The following is a 21,485-nucleotide window of genomic DNA, read 5'->3' as shown; positions in this document are numbered from 1 at the left end:
GGTGCGTCGCACCGGGGCCCTTCCGCATGACCGGTCAGATCGTGCCGAGCTTGATGATCGAGAGCAGCCCGATCAGCTGGATGGCGGAGGCGCCCAGGGCCTTCGGCCACGGGAGGTCGTGCGACTTGCTCACCATCGACGTGAACAGCGCGCCGGCGGCCAGCCAGGTGATCCAGCCGAGGATCTGCACCAGGGAGTTCTCGCCGCCGAGGAAGAGGGCGAAGACCAGGCGCGGGGCGTCCGTGATCGACATGATGAGCATCGACAGGCCCACGGTCGGCTGCCAGGAGCCCGTGCCGCCGAGCTGACGGGCCAGGGTGTGGGTGACCGCGCCGAGGACCAGTCCGCCGATGACGAAGCCGACGCCCGTGAAGATCACGTACGGGGCGACCGTGGAGACCTCCGCGTGGATCGCCTCGTCGCGCGCCTGGTCGAAGCCGAAGAGCGCGAGCAGACCGTAGATGAACGTGACGGTGATGGCGGTGCCCCAGACGGGGTAGTCGCGCATCTGCCAGAACGTCGGTCCCGGACGCAGCACGATGCCGCTCAGCAGCTGCTTCCAGTGCAGCCGCGGGCCCGAGGGCTGTGCGGGGGCCTGACCGGCCTGGTAGGTGTCCCCCGAGCCGTAGGGGTCCTCGTTGATGCTGAACGCCTGGGTGTGCCCCGGGGCGTTGGCATACGGGTCCTGCTGCGAGGGCTGGTGGTGCGGGTCGCCGAAGTACTCCGGTTCGCCGTGTCCGCCTGCGTGCCCGTTACCACCCCCGTGTCCGTTGCCGCCGTGCCCGCCGCCGTACGGGGCGCCCTGGGGGCCTCCGTACGGTGCGCCGTTGCCTCCTGCCGGGGGCCACGACTGCCCGCCGTACGGCGGCGGTGACGCCTGCGTGCCGTACGGCTGTTGCTGCTGCGGGTGTTGTTGCGGTGTGCGGTTGTCCCGGCCGCGTCCGATCCTGAATCCAGCCACGCATCGAACGTACCTGGTCCATGTGGGTGCGGTGTGGGGGCCGGGGGAAGACGGGCCCCATTGCGGCCTAGCTGTGACATCCCTTAGGGGAACCCTGGGGGGTCAGCCACCCCCCGGGACGCGCGTTCGCCACGCGCGTCCAGCACGCGCGGAAGCGGCCGGTCCTGCCCCCGAGGCAGGTCCGGCCGCTTCCGTGGTGGGAGACAGCTGTGGTGGGGGACGGCTACTGGACGGGTTCCGGTTCGGGCTGTCCTGCGGTCTCCGCCTCGCCCGCCGGGTCGGCCGGGGTCTTCACCGACTCCAGGAGCAGCTGCGAGACGTCGACGACCTGGATCGACTCCTTGGCCTTGCCGTCGTTCTTCTTGCCGTTGACCGAGTCGGTCAGCATGACGAGGCAGAACGGGCACGCGGTGGAGACGATGTCCGGGTTGAGGGAGAGGGCTTCGTCGACGCGCTCGTTGTTGACGCGCTTGCCGATCCGCTCCTCCATCCACATCCGGGCACCACCGGCGCCGCAGCAGAAGCCGCGCTCCTTGTGGCGGTGCATCTCCTCGTTCCGCAGACCCGGGACCTTCGCGATGATCTCGCGCGGGGGCGTGTAGATCTTGTTGTGACGGCCCAGGTAGCAGGGGTCGTGGTACGTGATCAGACCCTCGACCGGCGTCACCGGGATCAGCTTGCCCTCGTCCACCAGGTGCTGGAGCAGCTGCGTGTGGTGGATGACCTCGTACTCGCCGCCGAGCTGCGGGTACTCGTTCGCGATGGTGTTGAAGCAGTGCGGGCAGGTCGCGACGATCTTCTTCGTCGCCTTCGCCTTCTTGGTCGAGTCGTCCTCGTCGTCCTCGCCGAAAGCCATGTTCAGCATCGCGACGTTCTCCTGGCCGAGCTGCTGGAACAGCGGCTCGTTGCCCAGACGACGGGCGGAGTCACCGGTGCACTTCTCGTCGCCGCCCATGATCGCGAACTTGACGCCCGCGATGTGCAGGAGCTCCGCGAAGGCCTTCGTGGTCTTCTTGGCGCGGTCCTCCAGGGCGCCCGCGCAGCCGACCCAGTACAGGTAGTCGACCTCGCTGAGGTCCTCGACGTCCTTCCCGACGATCGGGACCTCGAAGTCGACCTCCTTGGTCCACTCGACGCGCTGCTTCTTGGCCAGCCCCCAGGGGTTGCCCTTCTTCTCCAGGTTCTTGAGCATCGTGCCCGCCTCGGACGGGAACGCGGACTCGATCATCACCTGGTAGCGGCGCATGTCGACGATGTGGTCGATGTGCTCGATGTCGACCGGGCACTGCTCCACGCACGCACCGCAGGTGGTGCAGGACCACAGCACGTCCGGGTCGATGACGCCGTTCTCCTCGGCGGTGCCGATGAGGGGGCGCTCGGCCTCGGCGAGGGCTGCCGCGGGGACGTCCTTGAGCTGCTCCTCGGTGGCCTTCTCGTTGCCCTCCATGTCCTTGCCGCCGCCGGCCAGCAGATACGGCGCCTTGGCGTGCGCGTGGTCGCGCAGGGACATGATCAGGAGCTTCGGGGAGAGCGGCTTGCCGGTGTTCCAGGCGGGGCACTGCGACTGGCAGCGGCCGCACTCGGTGCACGTGGAGAAGTCGAGGATGCCCTTCCAGGAGAACTGCTCGACCTGGGAGACACCGAAGGTGTCGTCCTCGCCCGGGTCCTCCCAGTCGATCTCCTTGCCGCCGCTGGTCATCGGCTGCAGCGCGCCGAGGGCGACGTCGCCGTCGGCGTTGCGCTTGAACCAGATGTTCGGGAAGCCGAGGAAGCGGTGCCAGGCGACACCCATGTTGGTGTTGAGCGAGACCGTGATCATCCAGATCAGCGACGTGCCGATCTTGATCATCGCGGTGAGGTAGATGAGGTTCTGCAGCGTGCCGAGGGCGATGCCCTTGAAGGCGAGTACCAGGGGGTACGAGACGAAGTAGGCGGCCTCGTAGCCCTCGACGTGGTGGATCGCGCCCTCGAGGCCGCGCAGGGCCAGGATCGCCAGGCCGATGATGAGGATGACGTACTCGACGAAGTACGCCTGCCAGGCCTTCGAGCCGGTGAAGCGGGACTTGCGGCCGGCCCGTGAGGGCAGGTTCAGCAGTCGGATGGCCATCAGCGTGACGATGCCGAGCACGGTCATGATGCCGATGAACTCGATGTACATCTCGAACGGCAGCCAGCCACCGACGATCGGCAGCACCCAGTCGGCCTGGAAGAGCTGTCCGTACGCCTGGAGCAGCGTCGGCGGCAGGGTCAGGAAGCCGATCGCGACGAACCAGTGGGCGAAGCCCACGATCCCCCACCGGTTCATCCGGGTGTGGCCGAGGAATTCCTTGACCAGGGTGATCGTGCGCTGCTTGGGGTCGTCGGTGCGGCTGCCTGCCGGCACCGGCTGTCCGAGACGGACGAACCGGTAGATCTGCGCGACGGCTCGGGCGATGAGCGCAACGCCGACGACAGTCAGCACCAGCGACACGATGATCGCGGCGAGTTGCATGTGGGGCTCCTCGGGCCTGCGAGGGTGGGATCCAGCGCGTACAAGTGATTACTAAGCAGTAACTTAATCAGTCTGTGCTGACACTATCCACTTATTCCGCCGCGCTGTAGCCGGGCAGTCGGTGATCTGTGTCGCTCAGGTGAGCCTTTCCCCGGCGGTGTGGCCGGCGCAGGGCCGCGCGCACCGGGATGCGTACGGATTGCGCCAGGATCGCCAGGTCGAGGCCCGTCCCATGATGCTCTGCGTAATGGGCGTCGAGGAGGGCGGGTTCGTCCCAGGGCATTCCGGAGCGGGCGCGGACCTGGGTCAGGCCGGTGAGTCCGGGGCGCAGGGCGTGCCGCCGGCGCGCTTCGCCCGGTCCGAGGCGGGCGGTCTCCTCCGGAGTGAGGGGGGCCGGGCCGACGAGGGAGAGCTCTCCCGTCACGACGTGGGGAAGCCGGGACAGCAGGTCGAGCCGGAGCAGCCGGGTGCACAGCGAGCGGAGCTCGAAGGGGTGGCCGCCGAGTCCGATCCTGGTCTCGCGCCGCAGTACGCCGGTCCTCCGGGGGTGCAGGGCGAGGGCCAGGGTGGCGACGGCCAGCGCGGGGACCGTCAGCAGCAGGAGGGCGGTGCCGAGCGCCAGGTCGAGGGACCGCTTCGCGGTCAGGGCCGACAGCGCCGCGGCGGCACGGTTCACCGCCGCGCCGGTCGCCGCGGCGACACGGGCACCCGCCGCCGCTCCCGCCGCCGACGTGGCGGGGGGTCGTGCCCTTCGTGCCGCAGCCTGCTTCGCGTTCCGCATGACACCTGCCCGGAGTCGGTGACGTGACGGTATGACCGTCTCGATGCATTTTGTGACAGAACGATCCCACGGTGCGATGGTGGGTGGGGTGTGTGTGACCTGCGGCGCATGCGGGGTGTCGCGGACCGCGGAGGTCGCGGAGCGGATATTTCGCCGCCCGGCGTGCGGAATTGCCTGGTCAGGGCTGTGATGAGCACATAAGTTGAGCGTAAGTGGCTCAGGTCCTTTGACTCCGGGGTGGGTGTCATGCATCCTTGAGTCAGATCCACTCAAGTAGTCAGTTGGAGGAATTGAAATGGCACGTGCGGTCGGCATCGACCTGGGCACGACTAACTCCGTCGTCAGCGTTCTCGAAGGCGGCGAGCCCACCGTCATCACCAACGCCGAAGGCGCCAGGACCACGCCGTCCGTCGTCGCCTTCGCGAAGAACGGCGAGGTGCTGGTCGGCGAGGTCGCCAAGCGCCAGGCGGTCACCAACGTCGACAGGACGATCCGTTCGGTCAAGCGCCACATGGGCACTGACTGGAAGATCGAGCTCGACGGCAAGAACTTCAACCCGCAGCAGATGAGCGCCTTCATCCTGCAGAAGCTGAAGCGCGACGCCGAGTCCTACCTGGGCGAGAAGGTCACCGACGCGGTGATCACCGTCCCGGCGTACTTCAACGACTCGGAGCGCCAGGCGACCAAGGAGGCCGGTGAGATCGCGGGCCTGAACGTCCTGCGCATCGTCAACGAGCCGACCGCCGCCGCCCTGGCGTACGGCCTCGACAAGGACGACCAGACGATCCTCGTCTTCGACCTCGGTGGCGGCACCTTCGACGTGTCCCTCCTGGAGATCGGCGACGGCGTCGTCGAGGTGAAGGCCACCAACGGTGACAACCACCTCGGTGGTGACGACTGGGACCAGCGCGTCGTCGACTACCTGGTGAAGCAGTTCGCCAACGGGCACGGCGTGGACCTGTCCAAGGACAAGATGGCTCTCCAGCGTCTCCGCGAGGCCGCGGAGAAGGCGAAGATCGAGCTCTCGTCCTCGACCGAGACCACGATCAACCTGCCCTACATCACGGCGTCCGCCGAGGGCCCGCTGCACCTGGACGAGAAGCTCACGCGCTCGCAGTTCCAGCAGCTGACCGCGGACCTCCTGGACCGTTGCAAGAACCCGTTCCACAACGTCATCAAGGACGCGGGCATCCAGCTCTCCGAGATCGACCACGTCGTTCTCGTCGGTGGCTCGACCCGTATGCCGGCCGTCGCCGAGCTCGTCAAGGAGCTCACGGGCGGCCAGGACGCCAACAAGGGTGTGAACCCGGACGAGGTCGTCGCCATCGGCGCCTCGCTCCAGGCCGGTGTCCTCAAGGGCGAGGTCAAGGACGTCCTGCTCCTCGACGTGACCCCGCTGTCCCTCGGCATCGAGACCAAGGGAGGGATCATGACGAAGCTCATCGAGCGCAACACCACGATCCCGACCAAGCGGTCCGAGATCTTCACGACGGCCGAGGACAACCAGCCGTCCGTGCAGATCCAGGTCTACCAGGGCGAGCGCGAGATCGCGGCGTACAACAAGAAGCTCGGGATGTTCGAGCTCACCGGTCTGCCGCCGGCCCCGCGCGGTGTGCCGCAGATCGAGGTCGCCTTCGACATCGACGCCAACGGCATCATGCACGTCGCCGCCAAGGACCTCGGCACCGGCAAGGAGCAGAAGATGACCGTCACCGGCGGCTCCTCGCTGCCGAAGGACGAGGTCAACCGGATGCGCGAAGAGGCCGAGCAGTACGCCGACGAGGACCACCGTCGTCGCGAGGCCGCCGAGTCGCGCAACCAGGGCGAGCAGCTCGTCTACCAGACGGAGAAGTTCCTCAAGGACAACGAGGACAAGGTCCCCGGCGACGTCAAGACGGAGGTGGAGACCGCGCTCACCGAGCTGAAGGAGAAGCTCAAGGGCGAGGACACCGCCGAGATCCGTACCGCCACCGAGAAGGTCGCGGCCGTCTCCCAGAAGCTGGGCCAGGCGATGTACGCCAACGCCGACGGTGCGACCCCGGGCGCCGAGGCGCCGGGTGACGGCCAGGCCAAGGCCGCCGACGACGACGTCGTCGACGCCGAGATCGTGGACGACGAGAAGGACACGAAGGGCGGTGCGGCGTGACCGAGGAGACTCCGGGCTTCGACGAGAAGCCTGACGTCCCCTCCGGCGCCGATGCCGACGACGCCGAGCCGAAGGCCGCCACCCCCTCCGAGGAGGAGGAGACGGCGGCCCCGGCCGGGGACGTACAGCAGACAGCGGCTCTGACGGCTCAGCTGGACCAGGTCCGTACCGCGCTCAACGAGCGCACGGGCGACCTCCAGCGGCTCCAGGCCGAGTACCAGAACTACCGGCGTCGGGTCGAGCGCGACCGGGTCGCGGTCAAGGAGGTCGCCGCGGCGAATCTCCTGACCGATCTCCTGCCCGTGCTCGACGACATCGGCAGGGCGCGGGAGCACGGCGAGCTCGTCGGAGGCTTCAAGGCGGTGGCCGAATCCGTGGAGACGGTCGTCGCGAAGATCGGCCTCCAGCAGTTCGGCAAGGAGGGCGAGCCCTTCGACCCGACGATCCACGAGGCCCTGATGCACTCGTACGCGCCGGACGTCACCGAGACGACCTGCGTGGCGATCCTGCAGCCCGGGTATCGCATCGGCGAGCGCACCATCCGCCCCGCGCGGGTGGCCGTGGCCGAGCCGCAGCCGGGCGCCACGCCCGCGGCGGCGAAGGAAGAGAAGGCAGACGACGAGGAGAGCGGTGGCACCGAAGAGGTCTGACATTCCGTCCGACCACTGCGGTGAACACCGACGGGGCGTGCGGCCGGCCACAGGGCCGGCCGCACGGCCGATCGTCCGGAAGGAGGGACGTCGATGAGCACGAAGGACTTCGTCGAGAAGGACTACTACAAGGTTCTCGGCGTCCCCAAGGACGCCACCGACGCCGAGGTCAAGAAGGCGTACCGGAAGCTCGCACGCGAGAACCACCCGGACGCCAACAAGGGTGACGCCAAGGCCGAGGAGCGCTTCAAGGAGATCTCCGAGGCCAACGACATCCTCGGTGACCCCAAGAAGCGCAAGGAGTACGACGAGGCGCGCGCCCTCTTCGGCAACGGAGGCTTCCGGGCAGGTCCCGGCGGGGCGGGCGGCAACTTCAACTTCGACTTGGGCGACCTCTTCGGGGGCGCCCCCGGCGGTGGCCAGGGTCCCGGCGCCGGCGGTTTCGGCGGAGGCGGCGGCGGCGGTCTGGGCGATGTCTTCGGCGGACTGTTCAACCGCGGCGGCGCGGGCACACGTGTCCAGCCCAAGCGCGGCCAGGACATCGAGTCCGAGGTGACGCTCAGCTTCACCGAGGCGGTCGACGGGGCCACGGTCCCGCTGCGGATGTCCAGCCAGGCACCCTGCAAGGCGTGTTCGGGCACCGGCGACAAGAACGGCACCCCTAGGGTCTGTCCGACGTGCGTCGGCACAGGTCAGGTGTCACGCGGCACCGGCGGCGGATTCTCCCTGACCGATCCCTGCGTGGACTGCAAGGGCCGGGGGCTCATCGCCCAGGACCCCTGCGACGTCTGCAAGGGCAGCGGGCGGGCGAAGTCGGCCCGCACGATGCAGGTCAGGATCCCCGCAGGGGTGTCCGACGGCCAGCGGATCCGGTTGCGCGGCAAGGGCAGCCCGGGCGAGCGCGGCGGTCCGGCCGGCGACCTCTACGTCGTCGTCCATGTCGACGCCCACCCGGTCTTCGGCCGCAAAGGCGACAACCTCACGGTCACCGTGCCCGTCACCTTCCCGGAGGCGGCACTCGGCGGCGAGGTGAAGGTCCCCACGCTCGGCGGCCCTCCGGTCACCCTGAAACTCCCGGCCGGTACGCCCAACGGGCGTACGATGCGGGCCCGGGGCAAGGGCGCCGTACGCAAGGACGGCACCCGGGGCGACCTCCTGGTGACCGTGGAGGTGGCCGTGCCCACGGACCTCGGCGCGGACGCCCAGGACGCGCTGGAGGCCTACCGGAAGGCGACCGCGAGGGAGGACCCGCGGGCGGAGCTGTTCCAGGCTGCGAAGGGAGCTTGAGATGGACGGCCGTCGACGCAATCCGTACCAGCTGACCGACGAATCACCGGTCTACGTGATCTCGATCGCGGCCCAGCTCTCGGGCCTGCACCCGCAGACACTGCGCCAGTACGACCGCCTCGGTCTCGTCTCGCCCGACCGCACGGCCGGGCGGGGTCGGCGCTACTCGGCCCGTGACATCGAACTGCTGCGCACCGTCCAGCAGTTGTCACAGGACGAGGGCATCAACCTCGCGGGTATCAAGCGCATCATCGAGCTGGAGAACCAGGTCGCCGCGCTCCAGCAGCGCGTCGCCGAGCTCTCGGCTGCGGTGGACGGCGCGGCCGTCGCCATGCAGCAGCGCGAGGCCCAGGTGCACGCCTCCTACCGGCGTGACCTCGTGCCGTACCAGGACGTGCAGCAGACCAGTGCGCTGGTGGTCTGGCGGCCCAAGCGGCCGAAGGACTGAAACGCCCGACGGCTGCTCGGCGTCCTACGGACCTCGCGGCCCGTTCCCGGAGTTCAGGCTCCGGGGGCGGGCCGTCGTGCTGCCGCCCCGGAGCCGGCGTCGGCGATGCCCGACCGCACGAGGAGCGCGCCGAGATGGGTGCGGCTGTGGGCGCCGAGCGTCTGCGTCAGCTTGGAGATGTGGGAGCGGCAGGTACGCACACTGATGCCCAGCTTCCGGGCCACGACGTCGTCGACGTCACCCTCGACCAGCAGGCGGGCGATGCTCTGCTGGACGGCCGTGACGGGGGTGCCGGGGGCGGCCGAGGGCAGTTGCTGTGCGAAGGGGACTGCCTGGGCCCAGAGGACCTCGTAGACCTGGACGAGGTAGGCGACCAGGGCGGGGTGGCGGAGCTGCAGCGCCATGGCGCGATCCGGCGTCGCGGGGATGAACGCGACGTCGCGGTCGAAGATGATCAGCCTCTCCACCGTCTGCTCGGTGGTCCGCACCTGCAGGTGGTCGGGGGATATCTGTGCCAGGTAGTCCCTGACGTTGGTGCTGTAGCGGGCCGGATGCTGGTAGATGTGCCGGAGCCGAGCGCCGTGCCCGATGGCGGTCCTGGCGTTGGCGATCGCCCGCTGCATGCCGCGCAGCGGCCGGTTGCTCCCCGGCTGCGCGGTGAGGACCTGTTCGGTGGCGGAGGCACTCGCCTCGTGCAGGGCGGTCTCGATCGCAGGCCTGCCCTCGAGCACCGTGATCGCCAGGTCGGGGTCGGCGCTGGCGACGCCCGCCAGGGGGGCCAGCGACCTGCTGAGCGTGGCGGCGAGCTGCACGCGTTCGTCCAGCTCCCGGGTGAGGGGCTGGAGCAGGTGAGCCAGGGCGGCGGACGGGTGCACGGGGCGCATCCACGTGTCGTCCCGCGGATCGGGATGGACGACGGCCATGTCGATCAGACACGGGACGGAAGCCAGTGCGGTCCTGGGGATACGCCCGGCACGCACCGCCTCCTCGTACAGGCGGACGGCCGGGGCGCACAGCGCTCTCGAACTGTGCGGATGCGCTTGGTTTGCCTCATCCGTAGTGATTTGGTGACCCCTCACTTCGTGCAGTGCAACAAGATGACGGTGGTGGAAGCGCGGCGGCCGGGGGAGTGTGGGTGGTGCGGGGGACGCCGGTCTTCCCCTTCGGTTGGGGGTGCTCCGCACTCCCTTCCGAAGGGGGGCTGCGCCCGACGGCCCGGGGGTGGGGACGTCAGGGGGCCGGCCGGTCAGGAGTCCTGGTCCAGGATTCCTGACCGGGCTATGAGGTAGCCGAGTTGGGCGCGGCTGGTGCTGCCCAGGGTGGCGGACAGCTTGGCGACGTGCGCCCGGCAGGTGCGGACGTTCATGCCGAGACGGCGGGCGATGGAGTCGTCCACATGTCCTTCGACGAGGAGTTGGGCTATGGAGCGCTGAACACCGCTGATCCCCTTGGGCGGTGGATCGTACCGGACCTCCCCGAGCAGCGGGGACGCACGGCTCCAGAGCTGCTCGAAGACCTTCACCAGGTAGTTGACCAGGCCCGGGTGGCGGAGTTCGAGAGCGACCCCGTCGTCGTTCTGGGCGGGTATGAAGGCCACGGTCCGGTCGAAGACGAGGAGGCGCTCGATGAGCTCCTCCAGGGTGCGGATCTCCACCTTGCCCTGGGACAGGCGTGCCGCGTAGGCGAGCGTCCCCTGGCTGTGCCGGACGGTGTGCTGGTAGAGGGTGCGCATGCTGACGCCCCGGTCGACCACCGACAGGGCGCGTTCCAGGCCTTCGCTGAGGCGGTCCTCGCCGCGGTCCCCACCGGGCTGGACGGTGAGTACCTCGGTGCGGCACTCGGCGGTGGCCAGGTCGAGTGCGGCGTTGATCCTGTTGCCGCCCTCCAGCACCGTGATGGCGTGGGTGGTCGGTGGGTCCTGGGCGCTGATGTCCATGAAGGGCTCGAAGGATTCGGCCAGCGCGACGGAACGCCGCCTGCGCTCCTTGATCTCGCGCTCGATGGGATGCAGGCGCTGGGCCAGTGCGGCGGACGGAGGGACCGGGCGGAGCCAGGCCGTGTCGTCCGGGTCCGGGTGCAGCAGCGCGAAATCCATCAGGCAGGGGGCGGGGCCGACTTCCGCGCGCGAGATCCGCCCGGACCGAAGAGCGCTGGCGTAAAGGCGTTTCCCCTCGTCGCACAGCTCGGTGACCCCATGGGGATGTGTCCCTGTTGTGTCACTTGTAGTCATATCTCCACCCCCCAGGTTCCTGAACATGCAGGAACATGATGCATCGTCCTGGTGGCGTTGTGTGGTCCGGGTGAGACATCGTCGTGGATGCGGGGGAGAGGAATCCACACGTGAGGACGAAGCCGACTATGGATAAGCGAAAGCTTCGCTCAGTGCTTGCCGCCGCTTTCGTCGCGGCCCTGGGCTTCGGCGTGGCGGGCGGCCTGGCCGGCAGCGCGGCCGGGCCCGGCGAGATCAGCTGGTCGGAGCAGGCTGCTGGGCCGGGGGAGATCAGCTGGTCCGTGGAAGCGGTCGCTGAGCCCGGTGAGATCAGCTGGGGCAAGCCCGCGTCCGGTGAGATCAGCTGGTCCACGCCGGCCTCCGCCCCCGGTGAGATCAGCTGGGGTGCGCCCGCCGCTGTCCCCGGCGAGATCAGCTGGTCCGTGCGGGCGGTCGCTGATCCCGGTGAGATCAGCTGGGGCATGCCCGCCTCCGGTGAGATCAGCTGGAGCGCGCCGGCAGGCGTAGCGAGCGCATGACCACGCCCCCGGACGACCGCACCTTCCGGCGGGAGATGGCCACGGCCTATCGGTCAGGGTGGCATTTCATCGATCTGCTCACGGCACTTACCCGCCAGGGCGATTCGTTGATGGTCACCCTGTTCGGAGAGCCGATTCTGGTCGTGATGGAAACGGATGATGATATCCGTGCCTATCGCTGTCTCCGCCGGCCTCGCGGAGCGCCACAACCTGTTCGCTGTGCCGTGAGGTACGGCATGATTTTCGTGAATCTCGATCAGCGCGACCACGAGCTGTTCGAACAAGAAGCCATTTCCGCCACCCCCCGCAGTGCCTGAACGATTCCCCCGTCGTTACATATCGTTCTGGCACTTCCCCCACACAACGGCGCCATCGTGACCTGAACACGGTGGCGCCGTTGTGCTGCCCGGACATCGCCGGGAAAGAGCATGGAACGCTCAGGCGTTTCCGAGGGCCCTGTCGACGGCGATCTCGATGACGATGCGCTCGGGGTTGTGCCGCGGGGTCCGCTCGTAGCGCTCCGCGTAGCGCCGTACCGCGTCCTGGATCTCGTCGGGCTCCGTGCGGACCACCGCCAGGCCCTCCAGGGTCGCCCAGCGGCGCCCCTGCATCTGGCAGACCGCGACCCGTGCCCCGTCCGGGCCCGCCGCCAGCACATGGGCGGCCTTCCGCGTGTTCCTGCCGGTGATGACGCGGGCGATGCGCGTCTCCGGGTCGTACGTCACGCCGACGGGCACCACATGAGGTGTGCCGTCCGGGCGGAGCGTGGTCAGGGTGCACACATGGCGCTCCCGCCAGAAGGCGAGGTACTCGGGGCCGGGGTTGCGTACGTCAGGCATGGGGTCAGCCTAGATACAGGGAGACCCGGGGGCCGAGACGGCACCCCCGACAGCCTTGAGTGGAATAGACTCAACTTTGTGCCCGTTGTTCCAGTCAAAGCCTGTGACGTACCAGTACCGAGGAGGAGACAGCGCCCGTGGACGCCGAGCTGACCAACAAGAGCCGGGACGCCCTCAACGCGGCCACCAGCAGGGCCGTCAAGGACGGACATCCGGACCTGACCCCCGGGCATCTGCTGCTTGCACTGCTCGCGGGCGAGGACAACGCGAACATCATCGACCTGCTGGCCGCCGCCGACGCCGATCAGGTGGCCGTGCGCGAGGAGACCGAGCGGCTCCTGGGCGCACTGCCCAGCGTCACCGGTTCGACCGTCGCGCCACCGCAACCGAGCCGGGATCTGCTCGCCGTGCTCGCCGACGCAGACCAGCGGGCCAAGGAGCTCGGTGACGACTACCTCTCCACCGAGCACCTGCTGATCGCCCTCGCGGCGAAGGGCGGCCGCGCCGGTGAGATCCTCGACGGACAGGGAGCCAGTGCCAAGAAGCTGCTGGACGCGTTCGAGAAGAGCAGGGGAGGGCGCCGGGTGACCACTCCCGACCCCGAGGGCCAGTACAAGGCCCTGGAGAAGTTCGGCACCGACTTCACGGCCGCCGCGCGCGAGGGCAAGCTGGACCCGGTCATCGGCCGCGACCAGGAGATCCGCCGCGTCGTGCAGGTGCTGTCGCGCCGTACGAAGAACAACCCCGTGCTCATCGGTGAGCCCGGTGTCGGCAAGACGGCCGTCGTCGAAGGGCTCGCCCAGCGCATCGTCAAGGGCGACGTACCCGAGTCCCTGCGGAACAAGCGGCTGGTCTCCCTCGACCTCGGCGCGATGGTCGCCGGTGCCAAGTACCGGGGTGAGTTCGAGGAGCGCCTCAAGACCGTCCTCTCCGAGATCAAGGAGAGCGACGGGCAGATCATCACCTTCATCGACGAGCTCCACACCGTCGTCGGCGCGGGCGCCGGCGGTGACTCGGCGATGGACGCGGGCAACATGCTCAAGCCGATGCTCGCCCGTGGTGAGCTCCGCATGGTTGGGGCCACCACGCTCGACGAGTACCGCGAGCGCATCGAGAAGGACCCCGCCCTGGAGCGCCGCTTCCAGCAGGTCATGGTCGCCGAGCCGTCCGTCGAGGACACCATCGCGATCCTGCGTGGTCTCAAGGGCCGCTACGAGGCGCACCACAAGGTCCAGATCGCCGACTCCTCGCTGGTGGCCGCCGCGACGCTCTCCGACCGCTACATCACCTCACGGTTCCTCCCCGACAAGGCCATCGACCTCGTCGACGAGGCGGCCTCCCGGCTCCGCATGGAGATCGACTCCTCACCCCTGGAGATCGACGAGCTCCAGCGGTCCGTCGACCGGCTGCACATGGAGGAGCTGGCCCTCAAGAACGAGAGTGACGCGGGCTCCAAGCAGCGCCTGGAGAAGATCCGCCGCGACCTCGCCGACAAGGAGGAGGAGCTGCGCGGCCTCACCGCCCGCTGGGAGAAGGAGAAGCAGGGCCTGAACCGCGTCGGTGAGCTCAAGGAGCGCCTCGACGAGCTGCGCGGCCAGGCCGAGCGCGCCCAGCGCGACGGTGACTTCGACACCGCGTCCAAGCTGCTGTACGGGGAGATCCCCGGCCTGGAGCGTGAGCTGGCCGAAGCGGACGAGGCCGAGCAGGAGGCCGCCGAGGACACCATGGTCAAGGAGGAGGTCGGCCCCGACGACATCGCCGACGTCGTCGGTGCCTGGACCGGCATCCCGGCCGGACGCCTCCTGGAGGGCGAGACCCAGAAACTGCTCCGGATGGAGTCCGAGCTGGGCACGCGCCTGATCGGCCAGACCGAGGCCGTGCGGTCCGTCTCGGACGCCGTACGCCGTACGCGTGCGGGGATCGCCGACCCCGACCGGCCCACCGGCTCGTTCCTGTTCCTGGGGCCGACCGGGGTCGGCAAGACGGAGCTGGCCAAGGCGCTCGCCGACTTCCTGTTCGACGACGAGCGGGCCATGATCCGCATCGACATGAGCGAGTACGGCGAGAAGCACAGCGTCGCCCGGCTCGTCGGCGCCCCGCCCGGCTACGTCGGCTACGAGGAGGGCGGCCAGCTCACGGAGGCGGTCCGCCGCCGTCCGTACAGCGTCGTACTGCTGGACGAGGTCGAGAAGGCCCACCCCGAGGTCTTCGACATCCTGCTCCAGGTGCTCGACGATGGCCGGCTCACCGACGGCCAGGGCCGGACGGTGGACTTCCGCAACACCATCCTGATCCTCACGTCGAACCTGGGCAGCCAGTTCCTGGTCGATCCGCTGATCGAGCCCGAGGCGAAGAAGCAGCGGGTCCTGGAGGTCGTACGGGCCTCGTTCAAGCCCGAGTTCCTCAACCGGCTCGACGACCTGGTCGTCTTCTCCGCCCTGTCCGGCGACGAGCTGGCCCACATCGCGGGGCTCCAGGTGGCACGTCTCGCAGGCCGCCTGGCCGACCGCAGGATCCACCTCGACGTCAGCCCGGACGCCCTGGCCTGGCTCGCGGAAGAGGGCAACGACCCGGCGTACGGCGCCCGGCCGCTGCGCCGGCTCATCCAGACGGCGATCGGCGACCGGCTCGCGAAGGAGATCCTCGCGGGCGAGGTCAGGGACGGCGACACGGTCCGGGTGGACCGGGCCGGTGACGGACTGATCGTGGGGGCGGCGCCCCAGGCGAAGACCCTCTAGGCGCCCTGCGTCCCCGGCCGGAGGACCTCGTCTCCCGGCCGGGGACACACGTCTGTGCGCGGGCCGGGGCGGTATTCATGCGTGCATGCCGCACGCTTCGTCGGTGGAAAACCCATGAATGTGAGCCATAAATTTCGCTTCCGTGGCTGAACGGCAGATACCGGCACGGGCGGGCCGTCGGTTTTTGTGCCGGGGCGGTACATATTCGTAGCCTCGGCCGGAGTCCGAGCGGACCGGTTTGCGAATGATCGTGTTCTGCGCGATACCGGGGAAAGCGGCCCCCTTTTTCCTTTGCGGCAGGGGCGCTACACCGTATGGGAAAGCCGGTAAGGTACGCGCATGACGGAGCGGATAACCGGCGAGGCGAGTGCGGAGCCGGAGCCGAAGAAACGCAGAAGCGACGGTCTCGCACGCGTCAGTGAATTCCGTGCGCTGTGGGTGGCATCCGCCCAGTCCGTGCTGGGCGATCAGCTGGCGAGAGTGGCGCTGTCGCTGCTGGTGTTCGAACGCACCGAATCGGCCGGCTGGACCGCGGCCACCTATGCCCTGACGACGCTGCCCGCTCTGCTGTCCGGGGTGCTCCTCTCCGGTCTGGCCGACCGTTTCCCCCGGCGCACGGTCATGATCGGGTGCGACCTCGTGCGTGCCGCCCTCGTCGGGCTGATGGCCCTGCCCGGTACGCCCCTGCCGCTGCTGGCCGGGCTGCTGGTGCTGGCGCAGCTCGCCGAGGCGCCGTTCGGGGCGTCGCAGGGCGCCCTGATGCCGGCCGTCCTGGGCGAGCGCCTGTACGAGCAGGGCCAGCGGGTCATGCTGATCACCCATCAGGCGGGACAGCTGGTCGGCTTCGCCGTCGGCGGGGTCCTCGTCGTGTGGCTGGGCAGCCATCTCTCGCTGGGGCTGAACGCGGCGACCTTCCTGATCTCCGCGGCCCTGATCAGGCTGGGGGTGAAGGCGCGGCCGGTCGACGCCGGTACCGACGCGCGGCCCAAGCGGATGCACACCCAGGTGGGGAGCGCCGTCGCGCTGATCTGGTCGGACCCCCGGCTGCGGTCGCTGGTCGCCCTGGGCTGGCTGGCGGGGTTCATCATGCTGCCGGAGGGGCTGGCGGCCCCCTTCGCGGAGGAGGCCGGCGGGAGCGCCGCGTCGGTCGGTCTCCTGCTCGCCGCGCACCCCGCGGGGATGGTCCTGGGCGCCGCCCTCCTGGGACGTGCGGGCTTCGGCGCCGAGCGGCGCCGCAGGCTGCTCGGGCCACTGGCGGTGGGTGCGAACCTTCCGCTGGTCCTCTACTGGGCGGGCCCCGGCGTGGGGACGGCCCTGCTGGCGCTCGTGGTGTCGGGTGTCTTCTCCGCGTACCAGATCACCGCGGGGGCGACCTTCGTCCTGCTCACCCCGGCCGGCCAGCGCGGTCAGGCGCTGGGACTGGCCAGGTCGGGGCTGACCGCCATGCAGGGGATCGGCGTCGCGGCGGGCGGCCTGGCGGCGGAGCTGTGCGGCTCCTCGGCCCGGACGATCGGAGGGGCGGGGATCGTCGGCACGCTCTGCGCGGTCCTGGTCGCGGTTTCCTGGTCTCGGGCCAGGGAAACGGGCACGGGAACGATTCCCCTGAGCGCGTAGGACTACCGGCCGCGATCGCGGCTAGGGTCGAAGCCAGGCAGGCAACCACGTGCGATCCACAGGAGTACCCAGCGATGTCTATCGACCCGTCCTCGATCCCCAACTTCGGGGGCAAGCCCGAACCGCAGACGGCAGGGCCCGAGGGCCCCGTGGTCCCCGACCAGGACCTCGTCAAGCAGCTTCTCGAGCAGATGGAGCTGAAGTTCGTCGTCGACGACGAGGGCGACCTCGCCGCGCCGTGGGAAGACTTCCGGACGTACTTCATGTTCCGCGGCGAGGAGGAGCAGCAGGTCTTCTCGGTCCGGACCTTCTACGACCGCCCCCACGACCTGGACCAGCGCGCGGTCCTGCTCGACGCGATCGACGACTGGAACCGCCGCACCCTGTGGCCCAAGGTCTACACGCACGCCCACGAGGGCGAGGAGGGCGCCACGGCCTCCGTGCGGCTCGTCGGTGAGGCGCAGATGCTCATCGGCACCGGCGTCAGCCTGGAGCACTTCGTCTCCTCGACGGTCAGCTGGGTGCGGGCCTCGATCGAGTTCGACAAGTGGCTCGTGGACCGTCTGGGCCTGGAGCCCGACGAGAAGAAGGCCGAGGCCGACGACGCGGCCACGGAGCAGTCCCCCGAGGCCTGATCCGGCCGACGGAGTGCAGAGGCCCGGTACGGGGCGTGGCCGGTGCGGCCGGAGCCCCGTACCGGGCCTCTGACGTGCGCGGTCAGGACGCCCGGAGGCTCGCCAGCCGGGCGACCGCCTCGGTGAGCACGTCGTCACGCTTGCAGAAGGCGAATCGGACGAAGGGGGCGCCTTCCTCGCGGTGGTCGTAGAAGACCGCGTTCGGGACAGCGACGACGCCGCAGCGTTCGGGCAGCGCGCGGCAGAAGGCGAAGCCGTCGGTCTCGCCGAGGGGGCGGATGTCGGCGGTGACGAAGTAGGTGCCCGACGGGCGGTACACGTCGAAGCCCGCCTCGGCGAGCCCGGCGGAGAGCAGGTCCCGCTTGGACCGGAGATCGGTGCGGAGATCGGTGAAGTAGGTGCGGGGGAGCCGTAGCGCCTCGGCCACCGCGTACTGGAACGGTCCCCCCGACACGTAGGTGAGGAACTGTTTGGCGCTGCGGACCGCCGACGTGAGCGCGGGGGACGCGGTGACCCAGCCGACCTTCCACCCGGTGAACGAGAAGGTCTTGCCCGCGCTGCTGATGGTGACCGTGCGCTCCCGCATGCCGGGGAAGGACGCGAGGGGGATGTGCTCGCCCTCGAAGACGACGTGTTCGTAGACCTCGTCGGTGACGACCAGGAGGTCCCGTTCGCAGGCGAGTGCGGCGACGGACGCCAGCTCGTCCCTGGTCAGGACGGTGCCGGTCGGATTGTGCGGGGTGTTGAGCAGGATCAGCCGGGTGCGGGGCGTGACGGCGGCGCGCAGCTCGTCGAGGTCGAGCCGGTAGGCGCCCTCGTGGGGCCGGAGCGTGACGGGGACGCGGGTGCCGCCGGCCATGGCGATGCAGGCGGCGTACGAGTCGTAGTACGGCTCCAGGGCGATGACCTCGTCTCCGGGCTCCACCAGGGCCAGCAGGGAGGCCGCCACCGCCTCCGTGGCGCCCGTGGTGACCAGGACCTCGGTGTCGGGGTCGTATTCCAGTCCGTAGTGCCGTTGTTGGTGCTCCGCGACCGCGGCGCGCAGTTCGGGGACGCCGGGGCCCGGTGGGTACTGGTTGCCGCGGCCGTCGCGCAGTGCGCGCACCGCGGCCTCGCGGACCTCCTCGGGGCCGTCGGTGTCGGGGAAGCCCTGGCCGAGGTTGATCGATCCGGTCCGCACGGCCAGCGCCGACATCTCCGCGAAGATCGTCGTGCCGAACTCGGTGAGGCGGCGGTTGAGCAGCGGTCGTCCCTGTGTCATGGGCGCCATCCTGTGCCGAAGCTCTGGAGTTGCTCAAGTCTGCTTTGGCTCCGGCGGGGCGCGGGAATCGAACGGTCAGCGCGACGCGGGGGCCTCGTTCCGGGGGCTTCGGGGGTTCGGGGGACAGAAGGACGTGAGGTCGGTGGAGTTGTTCGTTGTCATCGTGTTCCTGGTGATCGTGGCGGTGTGGGTCGCACCCCTGGCCCTGCGTTCGAGGCGCAGGCGGAAGTCGGGGGTGGGGCAGGGCTGGCACAGCGGCTCCGGCGGTGACGCGGGAGGCGGAGGAGGCGAATCCCACGGCGGCGGCTGGTGGGGCGGAGACAGTGGCGGCGGACATTCCTGCGGGGGCGGCAGCAGCAGCTGCGGTGGTGGCGGGGGCGGCTGCGGTGGTGGCGGCGGCAACTGAGACGGGCCCGCCCGCCCGCACTGGGTCGGGGCGGGTGTGACGGAGGCGCCTGGTGGGACACAACTCCCGCCGGGCGCTGTTTTGTTGGGATTCCTGGAACAGGTGAACCGTCCTGCCCCCTGAGGGATGGAAACCACGGCAGTTGGGCAAAAACGCTGTGAGCGCGACGTACTTCGTGATTGCATCGATGTATTGAACATTCAGCCCCCGGGCCCGTGTCGGGCCGGATCGGGCTCCTCCTCCCCCGAGCGCCGACGGGGGGACTTCCTGTCCGTGTGTCCCTGTGCGTTTGCGGAGCCGATCCATGCTCACCACCCTCCATACCACCTACTCCGATACTCGCGCCGCAGATCTGGCATGGACCCTGGGGCGGGAGCCGCTGCCCGCCCTTGCCGCACTCGACCTCGAACTGGCGGGCGCGAAAGTCCAGCTGAGGCTGCTCGGCGCCTCCCATCAGGTCCTGCTGGAGGAGAAGGGGCGCACGTGCTCCGAGACCGTGGCCTGTCTGCCGGGCAGCAGCACACCGCTGCCGCTGGGTGTCGCGAAGAGCCTCGGGGACTGGGACTACGAATTCGCGGCGCGCGTCGAGACGCTCTCCGAGGGCTCGTTCGCCGGTCGCGCCCAGGAACTGCTCGCGCTGGTGAGCGATCACCCGCATGGGCTGGCGGGGACGTTTCCCGGCAGTCCCTACGCCTTCACCGCGATGCTGGCACAGCGGACGGAGGGTCAGGTGCGCTGGCGTACCTGGCACGCGTACCCGCAGGAGGGGCAGTTGGTGGTGACCCGGACGAGAGTGGGGGCGCGGGTGCCGGCTGCGGTTTAGCACCCGTGTGGGTGACAAGCTGCGACCTCCTCGTCACGTAGCGTTCGTTTCATGATCGACCAGCGGACACCACTGCGTGCGGAAGCGACGGCGCTGTCCGTACGGCCGGGAACCGGCCGGTTCCTCGTGCTGGCCGTGGTCTTCGTCTGCGCGGCGTGCGGTCTGGTGTACGAGCTCGAACTGGTCGCGCTGGCCTCGTACCTGATCGGTGATTCGGTCACGCAGGCTTCCGTCGTGCTGTCCGTGATGGTGTTCGCGATGGGCATCGGGTCGCTCCTCGCGAAACGTTTTCGCAGCTGTGCCGCCGTGGGATTCGGCCTGGTCGAGGCCGCGCTGGCGCTCGTGGGCGGCACCTCGGCCCTCGTCCTGTACGCGTCCTTCGCCTGGTTCGGGGAGTCGCGTTACGCGCTGGTCGGCTTCTCGCTCACGATCGGGATCCTGATCGGAGCGGAGATTCCCCTGCTGATGACGATGATCCAGCGGGTCGACCGGCAGGACGCGGGCGGGGCCGTAGCGGATCTCTTCGCAGCCGACTACGTGGGGGCGCTGGTCGGCGGGCTCGCCTTTCCCTTCGTTCTGCTACCGATGATGGGCCAGTTGACCGGGGCACTGTTCACCGGCGCGGTCAACGCGGCGGCGGGCGGCGCACTGGTGCTGTGGGTGTTCCGGCGCGACCTGAGCCGGCGGTCGCGACGGCTGCTGATCGTCGTCAACATCGTGGTGATCGTCCTGCTGGCCACGGCCTCCGCCCTGGTGGACGAATTCGAGCGGGCGGCGCGGCGCGCGGTGTACGGCGACGAGGTGCGGGTCGCCCGGCAGACCGAGGTGCAGGAGGTCGTCCTCACCGGTTCGGGGCGCGGCACGCTCGACCTCTACCTGGACGGCCGCCTCCGGGTCAGCTCCCGGGACGAGCACCGCTACCACGAGGCACTCGTGCACCCGGCGATGAACGGGGCCCATCGACGGGTGCTCATCCTGGGCGGGGGAGACGGGCTGGCCGCCCGTGAGGTGCTGCGCTATCCGGATGTCGCGTCCGTCGTGGTGGTCGAGCTGGATCCGGCCGTCACCCGGCTGGCCCGTACGGATCCGGCGCTCTCCGGGATGAACGGGCACGCGCTGGAGGACCCCCGGCTGACGACGGTCGCCGGGGACGCCTTCACCTGGCTGAGGTCCACGCGCGACCGCTACGACGTGGTGATCTCGGACCTACCGGACCCGGGGATCACCGAGAGCACGAAGCTCTACGCCGCCGAGTTCTACGGGCTGGTCGCCGGGGCGCTGGACCCGGGAGGCCGGCTGGTGGTGCACGCGGGTCCGCCGAGCAGCAGACCGAGGACGTTCTGGACGGTGGAGGCGTCGGTCCGGGCGGGCGGCCTGGAGCCCCTGCCGTACAGCGTCGGCGGGCGCCTCTCGGGCTTCGCGGCGGGCCCGGACCGGGCCAGGGGCGGGGCGGGGGCACCACGGGACTGGGGATTCGTGCTGGCCGCGCGGCAGACGGTGGGCCGGCTCGGCATCGCCCCGGGGGCGCCCGCCCTGCGGACACTGGGGGAGCGGGAGCTGCGGGCCGGCCGGAGCTCGGCGGAGCGGGTACGGCAGCACGGGGTGGTGCCGTCGACCCTGGTCCATCCGCGGTACCGGGAAGAACCCTGAGCGCGGT

The 21,485-nt window shown here is 69.7% G+C and carries 19 protein-coding genes; 12 read left to right on the top strand and 7 right to left on the bottom strand.

Annotation, left to right across the window (positions count from 1 at the left end):
* Positions 1-34: 34 nt before the first annotated feature.
* From ABT001_RS09860 to ABT001_RS09850, 3 genes are all read right to left on the bottom strand, one after another.
* The gene (locus tag ABT001_RS09860) at positions 35-961 is read right to left on the bottom strand and encodes a Yip1 family protein (RefSeq protein ID WP_351274900.1); all 927 of its coding nucleotides are present in this window, start codon (positions 959-961) and stop codon (positions 35-37) included.
* A gap of 223 nt (positions 962-1,184) precedes the next feature.
* Positions 1,185-3,452: a heterodisulfide reductase-related iron-sulfur binding cluster gene (locus ABT001_RS09855; protein WP_351274898.1), complete on the bottom strand. Its 2,268-nt coding sequence runs from the start codon at positions 3,450-3,452 to the stop codon at positions 1,185-1,187.
* A 91-nt stretch (positions 3,453-3,543) separates the two neighbouring features.
* Positions 3,544-4,233 carry a sugar transferase gene (locus tag ABT001_RS09850; protein ID WP_351274896.1) on the bottom strand — a complete coding sequence of 230 codons (690 nt, stop codon included), beginning with the start codon at positions 4,231-4,233 and terminating at the stop codon, positions 3,544-3,546.
* A 295-nt stretch (positions 4,234-4,528) separates the two neighbouring features.
* Here ABT001_RS09850 and dnaK point away from each other — a divergent pair, with 295 nt between their 5' ends.
* From dnaK to ABT001_RS09830, 4 genes are all read left to right on the top strand, one after another.
* Complete coding sequence (dnaK, locus tag ABT001_RS09845; RefSeq protein ID WP_351274894.1) at positions 4,529-6,379, top strand: molecular chaperone DnaK; 1,851 nt, start codon at positions 4,529-4,531, stop codon at positions 6,377-6,379.
* Positions 6,376-7,029 carry a nucleotide exchange factor GrpE gene (grpE, locus tag ABT001_RS09840; protein ID WP_351274892.1) on the top strand — a complete coding sequence of 218 codons (654 nt, stop codon included), beginning with the start codon at positions 6,376-6,378 and terminating at the stop codon, positions 7,027-7,029. The genes dnaK and grpE overlap by 4 nt, the downstream gene beginning before the upstream one ends.
* A gap of 93 nt (positions 7,030-7,122) precedes the next feature.
* Positions 7,123-8,316, top strand: a complete 1,194-nt coding sequence (gene dnaJ, locus ABT001_RS09835; RefSeq protein WP_351274890.1) for a molecular chaperone DnaJ — start codon at positions 7,123-7,125, stop codon at positions 8,314-8,316.
* Between the two features lies 1 nt (position 8,317).
* Positions 8,318-8,764 (top strand): heat shock protein transcriptional repressor HspR, encoded by a 447-nt coding sequence (locus ABT001_RS09830; RefSeq protein ID WP_014155378.1) that lies wholly within the window; start codon positions 8,318-8,320, stop codon positions 8,762-8,764.
* 53 nt (positions 8,765-8,817) lie between these two features.
* Here ABT001_RS09830 and ABT001_RS09825 read toward each other — a convergent pair whose 3' ends face one another.
* Both ABT001_RS09825 and ABT001_RS09820 read right to left on the bottom strand, forming a co-directional pair.
* Positions 8,818-9,828: a LuxR C-terminal-related transcriptional regulator gene (locus ABT001_RS09825; protein ID WP_502967454.1), complete on the bottom strand. Its 1,011-nt coding sequence runs from the start codon at positions 9,826-9,828 to the stop codon at positions 8,818-8,820.
* Positions 9,829-10,010: 182 nt separating this feature from the next.
* Complete coding sequence (locus tag ABT001_RS09820; RefSeq protein WP_351274886.1) at positions 10,011-11,021, bottom strand: helix-turn-helix transcriptional regulator; 1,011 nt, start codon at positions 11,019-11,021, stop codon at positions 10,011-10,013.
* 125 nt (positions 11,022-11,146) lie between these two features.
* Here ABT001_RS09820 and ABT001_RS09815 point away from each other — a divergent pair, with 125 nt between their 5' ends.
* Both ABT001_RS09815 and ABT001_RS09810 read left to right on the top strand, forming a co-directional pair.
* A complete protein-coding gene (locus tag ABT001_RS09815; protein WP_351274884.1) occupies positions 11,147-11,512 on the top strand; it encodes a hypothetical protein in 366 nt (121 codons plus the stop codon).
* Positions 11,509-11,829 (top strand): Rieske (2Fe-2S) protein, encoded by a 321-nt coding sequence (locus ABT001_RS09810; protein ID WP_099173435.1) that lies wholly within the window; start codon positions 11,509-11,511, stop codon positions 11,827-11,829. Before ABT001_RS09815 ends, ABT001_RS09810 begins: the two co-directional genes overlap by 4 nt.
* 120 nt (positions 11,830-11,949) lie before the next feature.
* Here the strand turns inward: ABT001_RS09810 and ABT001_RS09805 are convergent, their stop codons facing one another.
* Positions 11,950-12,351 (bottom strand): pyridoxamine 5'-phosphate oxidase family protein, encoded by a 402-nt coding sequence (locus tag ABT001_RS09805; RefSeq protein ID WP_351274881.1) that lies wholly within the window; start codon positions 12,349-12,351, stop codon positions 11,950-11,952.
* A gap of 137 nt (positions 12,352-12,488) precedes the next feature.
* On the opposite strand from ABT001_RS09805, the gene clpB reads away from it, so the two are divergent.
* From clpB to ABT001_RS09790, 3 genes are all read left to right on the top strand, one after another.
* The gene (clpB, locus tag ABT001_RS09800) at positions 12,489-15,089 is read left to right on the top strand and encodes an ATP-dependent chaperone ClpB (protein WP_351274879.1); all 2,601 of its coding nucleotides are present in this window, start codon (positions 12,489-12,491) and stop codon (positions 15,087-15,089) included.
* Positions 15,090-15,428: 339 nt separating this feature from the next.
* Entirely contained in the window at positions 15,429-16,703 is a 1,275-nt protein-coding gene (locus ABT001_RS09795) for an MFS transporter (RefSeq protein WP_351274877.1), read from the top strand.
* A 74-nt stretch (positions 16,704-16,777) separates the two neighbouring features.
* The gene (locus ABT001_RS09790) at positions 16,778-17,338 is read left to right on the top strand and encodes a type III secretion system chaperone family protein (RefSeq protein ID WP_351274876.1); all 561 of its coding nucleotides are present in this window, start codon (positions 16,778-16,780) and stop codon (positions 17,336-17,338) included.
* An 82-nt stretch (positions 17,339-17,420) separates the two neighbouring features.
* Here the strand turns inward: ABT001_RS09790 and ABT001_RS09785 are convergent, their stop codons facing one another.
* Positions 17,421-18,599 carry a pyridoxal phosphate-dependent aminotransferase gene (locus tag ABT001_RS09785; protein ID WP_351274874.1) on the bottom strand — a complete coding sequence of 393 codons (1,179 nt, stop codon included), beginning with the start codon at positions 18,597-18,599 and terminating at the stop codon, positions 17,421-17,423.
* Between the two features lie 142 nt (positions 18,600-18,741).
* Here ABT001_RS09785 and ABT001_RS09780 point away from each other — a divergent pair, with 142 nt between their 5' ends.
* The 3 genes from ABT001_RS09780 (at position 18,742) to ABT001_RS09770 (ending at position 21,478) form a co-directional block, all read left to right on the top strand.
* Positions 18,742-19,005: a hypothetical protein gene (locus tag ABT001_RS09780; RefSeq protein WP_351274872.1), complete on the top strand. Its 264-nt coding sequence runs from the start codon at positions 18,742-18,744 to the stop codon at positions 19,003-19,005.
* 304 nt (positions 19,006-19,309) lie between these two features.
* A complete protein-coding gene (locus ABT001_RS09775; RefSeq protein WP_351274870.1) occupies positions 19,310-19,828 on the top strand; it encodes a DUF2617 family protein in 519 nt (172 codons plus the stop codon).
* A 51-nt stretch (positions 19,829-19,879) separates the two neighbouring features.
* On the top strand, positions 19,880-21,478 hold the full coding sequence (locus tag ABT001_RS09770; RefSeq protein ID WP_351274868.1) for a polyamine aminopropyltransferase: 1,599 nt from the start codon (positions 19,880-19,882) through the stop codon (positions 21,476-21,478).
* Positions 21,479-21,485: the final 7 nt, after the last annotated feature.

The sequence above is a fragment of the Streptomyces sp. NPDC002793 genome (genome assembly GCF_040295485.1).
GTDB lineage: Bacteria > Actinomycetota > Actinomycetes > Streptomycetales > Streptomycetaceae > Streptomyces.
Note: the sequence above shows the minus strand (reverse complement) of the source record. Positions and strands in the feature narration are given on the sequence as shown.

Coding starts and splice junctions, on each gene's coding strand:
- ABT001_RS09855 (WP_351274898.1), bottom strand. CDS start 3,452: ATGCAACTCGCCGCGATCATCGTGTCGCTGGTGCTGACTGTCGTCGGC.
- ABT001_RS09775 (WP_351274870.1), top strand. CDS start 19,310: ATGCTCACCACCCTCCATACCACCTACTCCGATACTCGCGCCGCAGAT.
- ABT001_RS09820 (WP_351274886.1), bottom strand. CDS start 11,021: ATGTTCAGGAACCTGGGGGGTGGAGATATGACTACAAGTGACACAACA.
- ABT001_RS09795 (WP_351274877.1), top strand. CDS start 15,429: ATGACGGAGCGGATAACCGGCGAGGCGAGTGCGGAGCCGGAGCCGAAG.
- ABT001_RS09830 (WP_014155378.1), top strand. CDS start 8,318: ATGGACGGCCGTCGACGCAATCCGTACCAGCTGACCGACGAATCACCG.
- ABT001_RS09785 (WP_351274874.1), bottom strand. CDS start 18,599: ATGACACAGGGACGACCGCTGCTCAACCGCCGCCTCACCGAGTTCGGC.
- ABT001_RS09805 (WP_351274881.1), bottom strand. CDS start 12,351: ATGCCTGACGTACGCAACCCCGGCCCCGAGTACCTCGCCTTCTGGCGG.
- ABT001_RS09770 (WP_351274868.1), top strand. CDS start 19,880: ATGATCGACCAGCGGACACCACTGCGTGCGGAAGCGACGGCGCTGTCC.
- ABT001_RS09790 (WP_351274876.1), top strand. CDS start 16,778: ATGTCTATCGACCCGTCCTCGATCCCCAACTTCGGGGGCAAGCCCGAA.
- ABT001_RS09850 (WP_351274896.1), bottom strand. CDS start 4,233: ATGCGGAACGCGAAGCAGGCTGCGGCACGAAGGGCACGACCCCCCGCC.
- dnaJ (WP_351274890.1), top strand. CDS start 7,123: ATGAGCACGAAGGACTTCGTCGAGAAGGACTACTACAAGGTTCTCGGC.
- dnaK (WP_351274894.1), top strand. CDS start 4,529: ATGGCACGTGCGGTCGGCATCGACCTGGGCACGACTAACTCCGTCGTC.
- ABT001_RS09810 (WP_099173435.1), top strand. CDS start 11,509: ATGACCACGCCCCCGGACGACCGCACCTTCCGGCGGGAGATGGCCACG.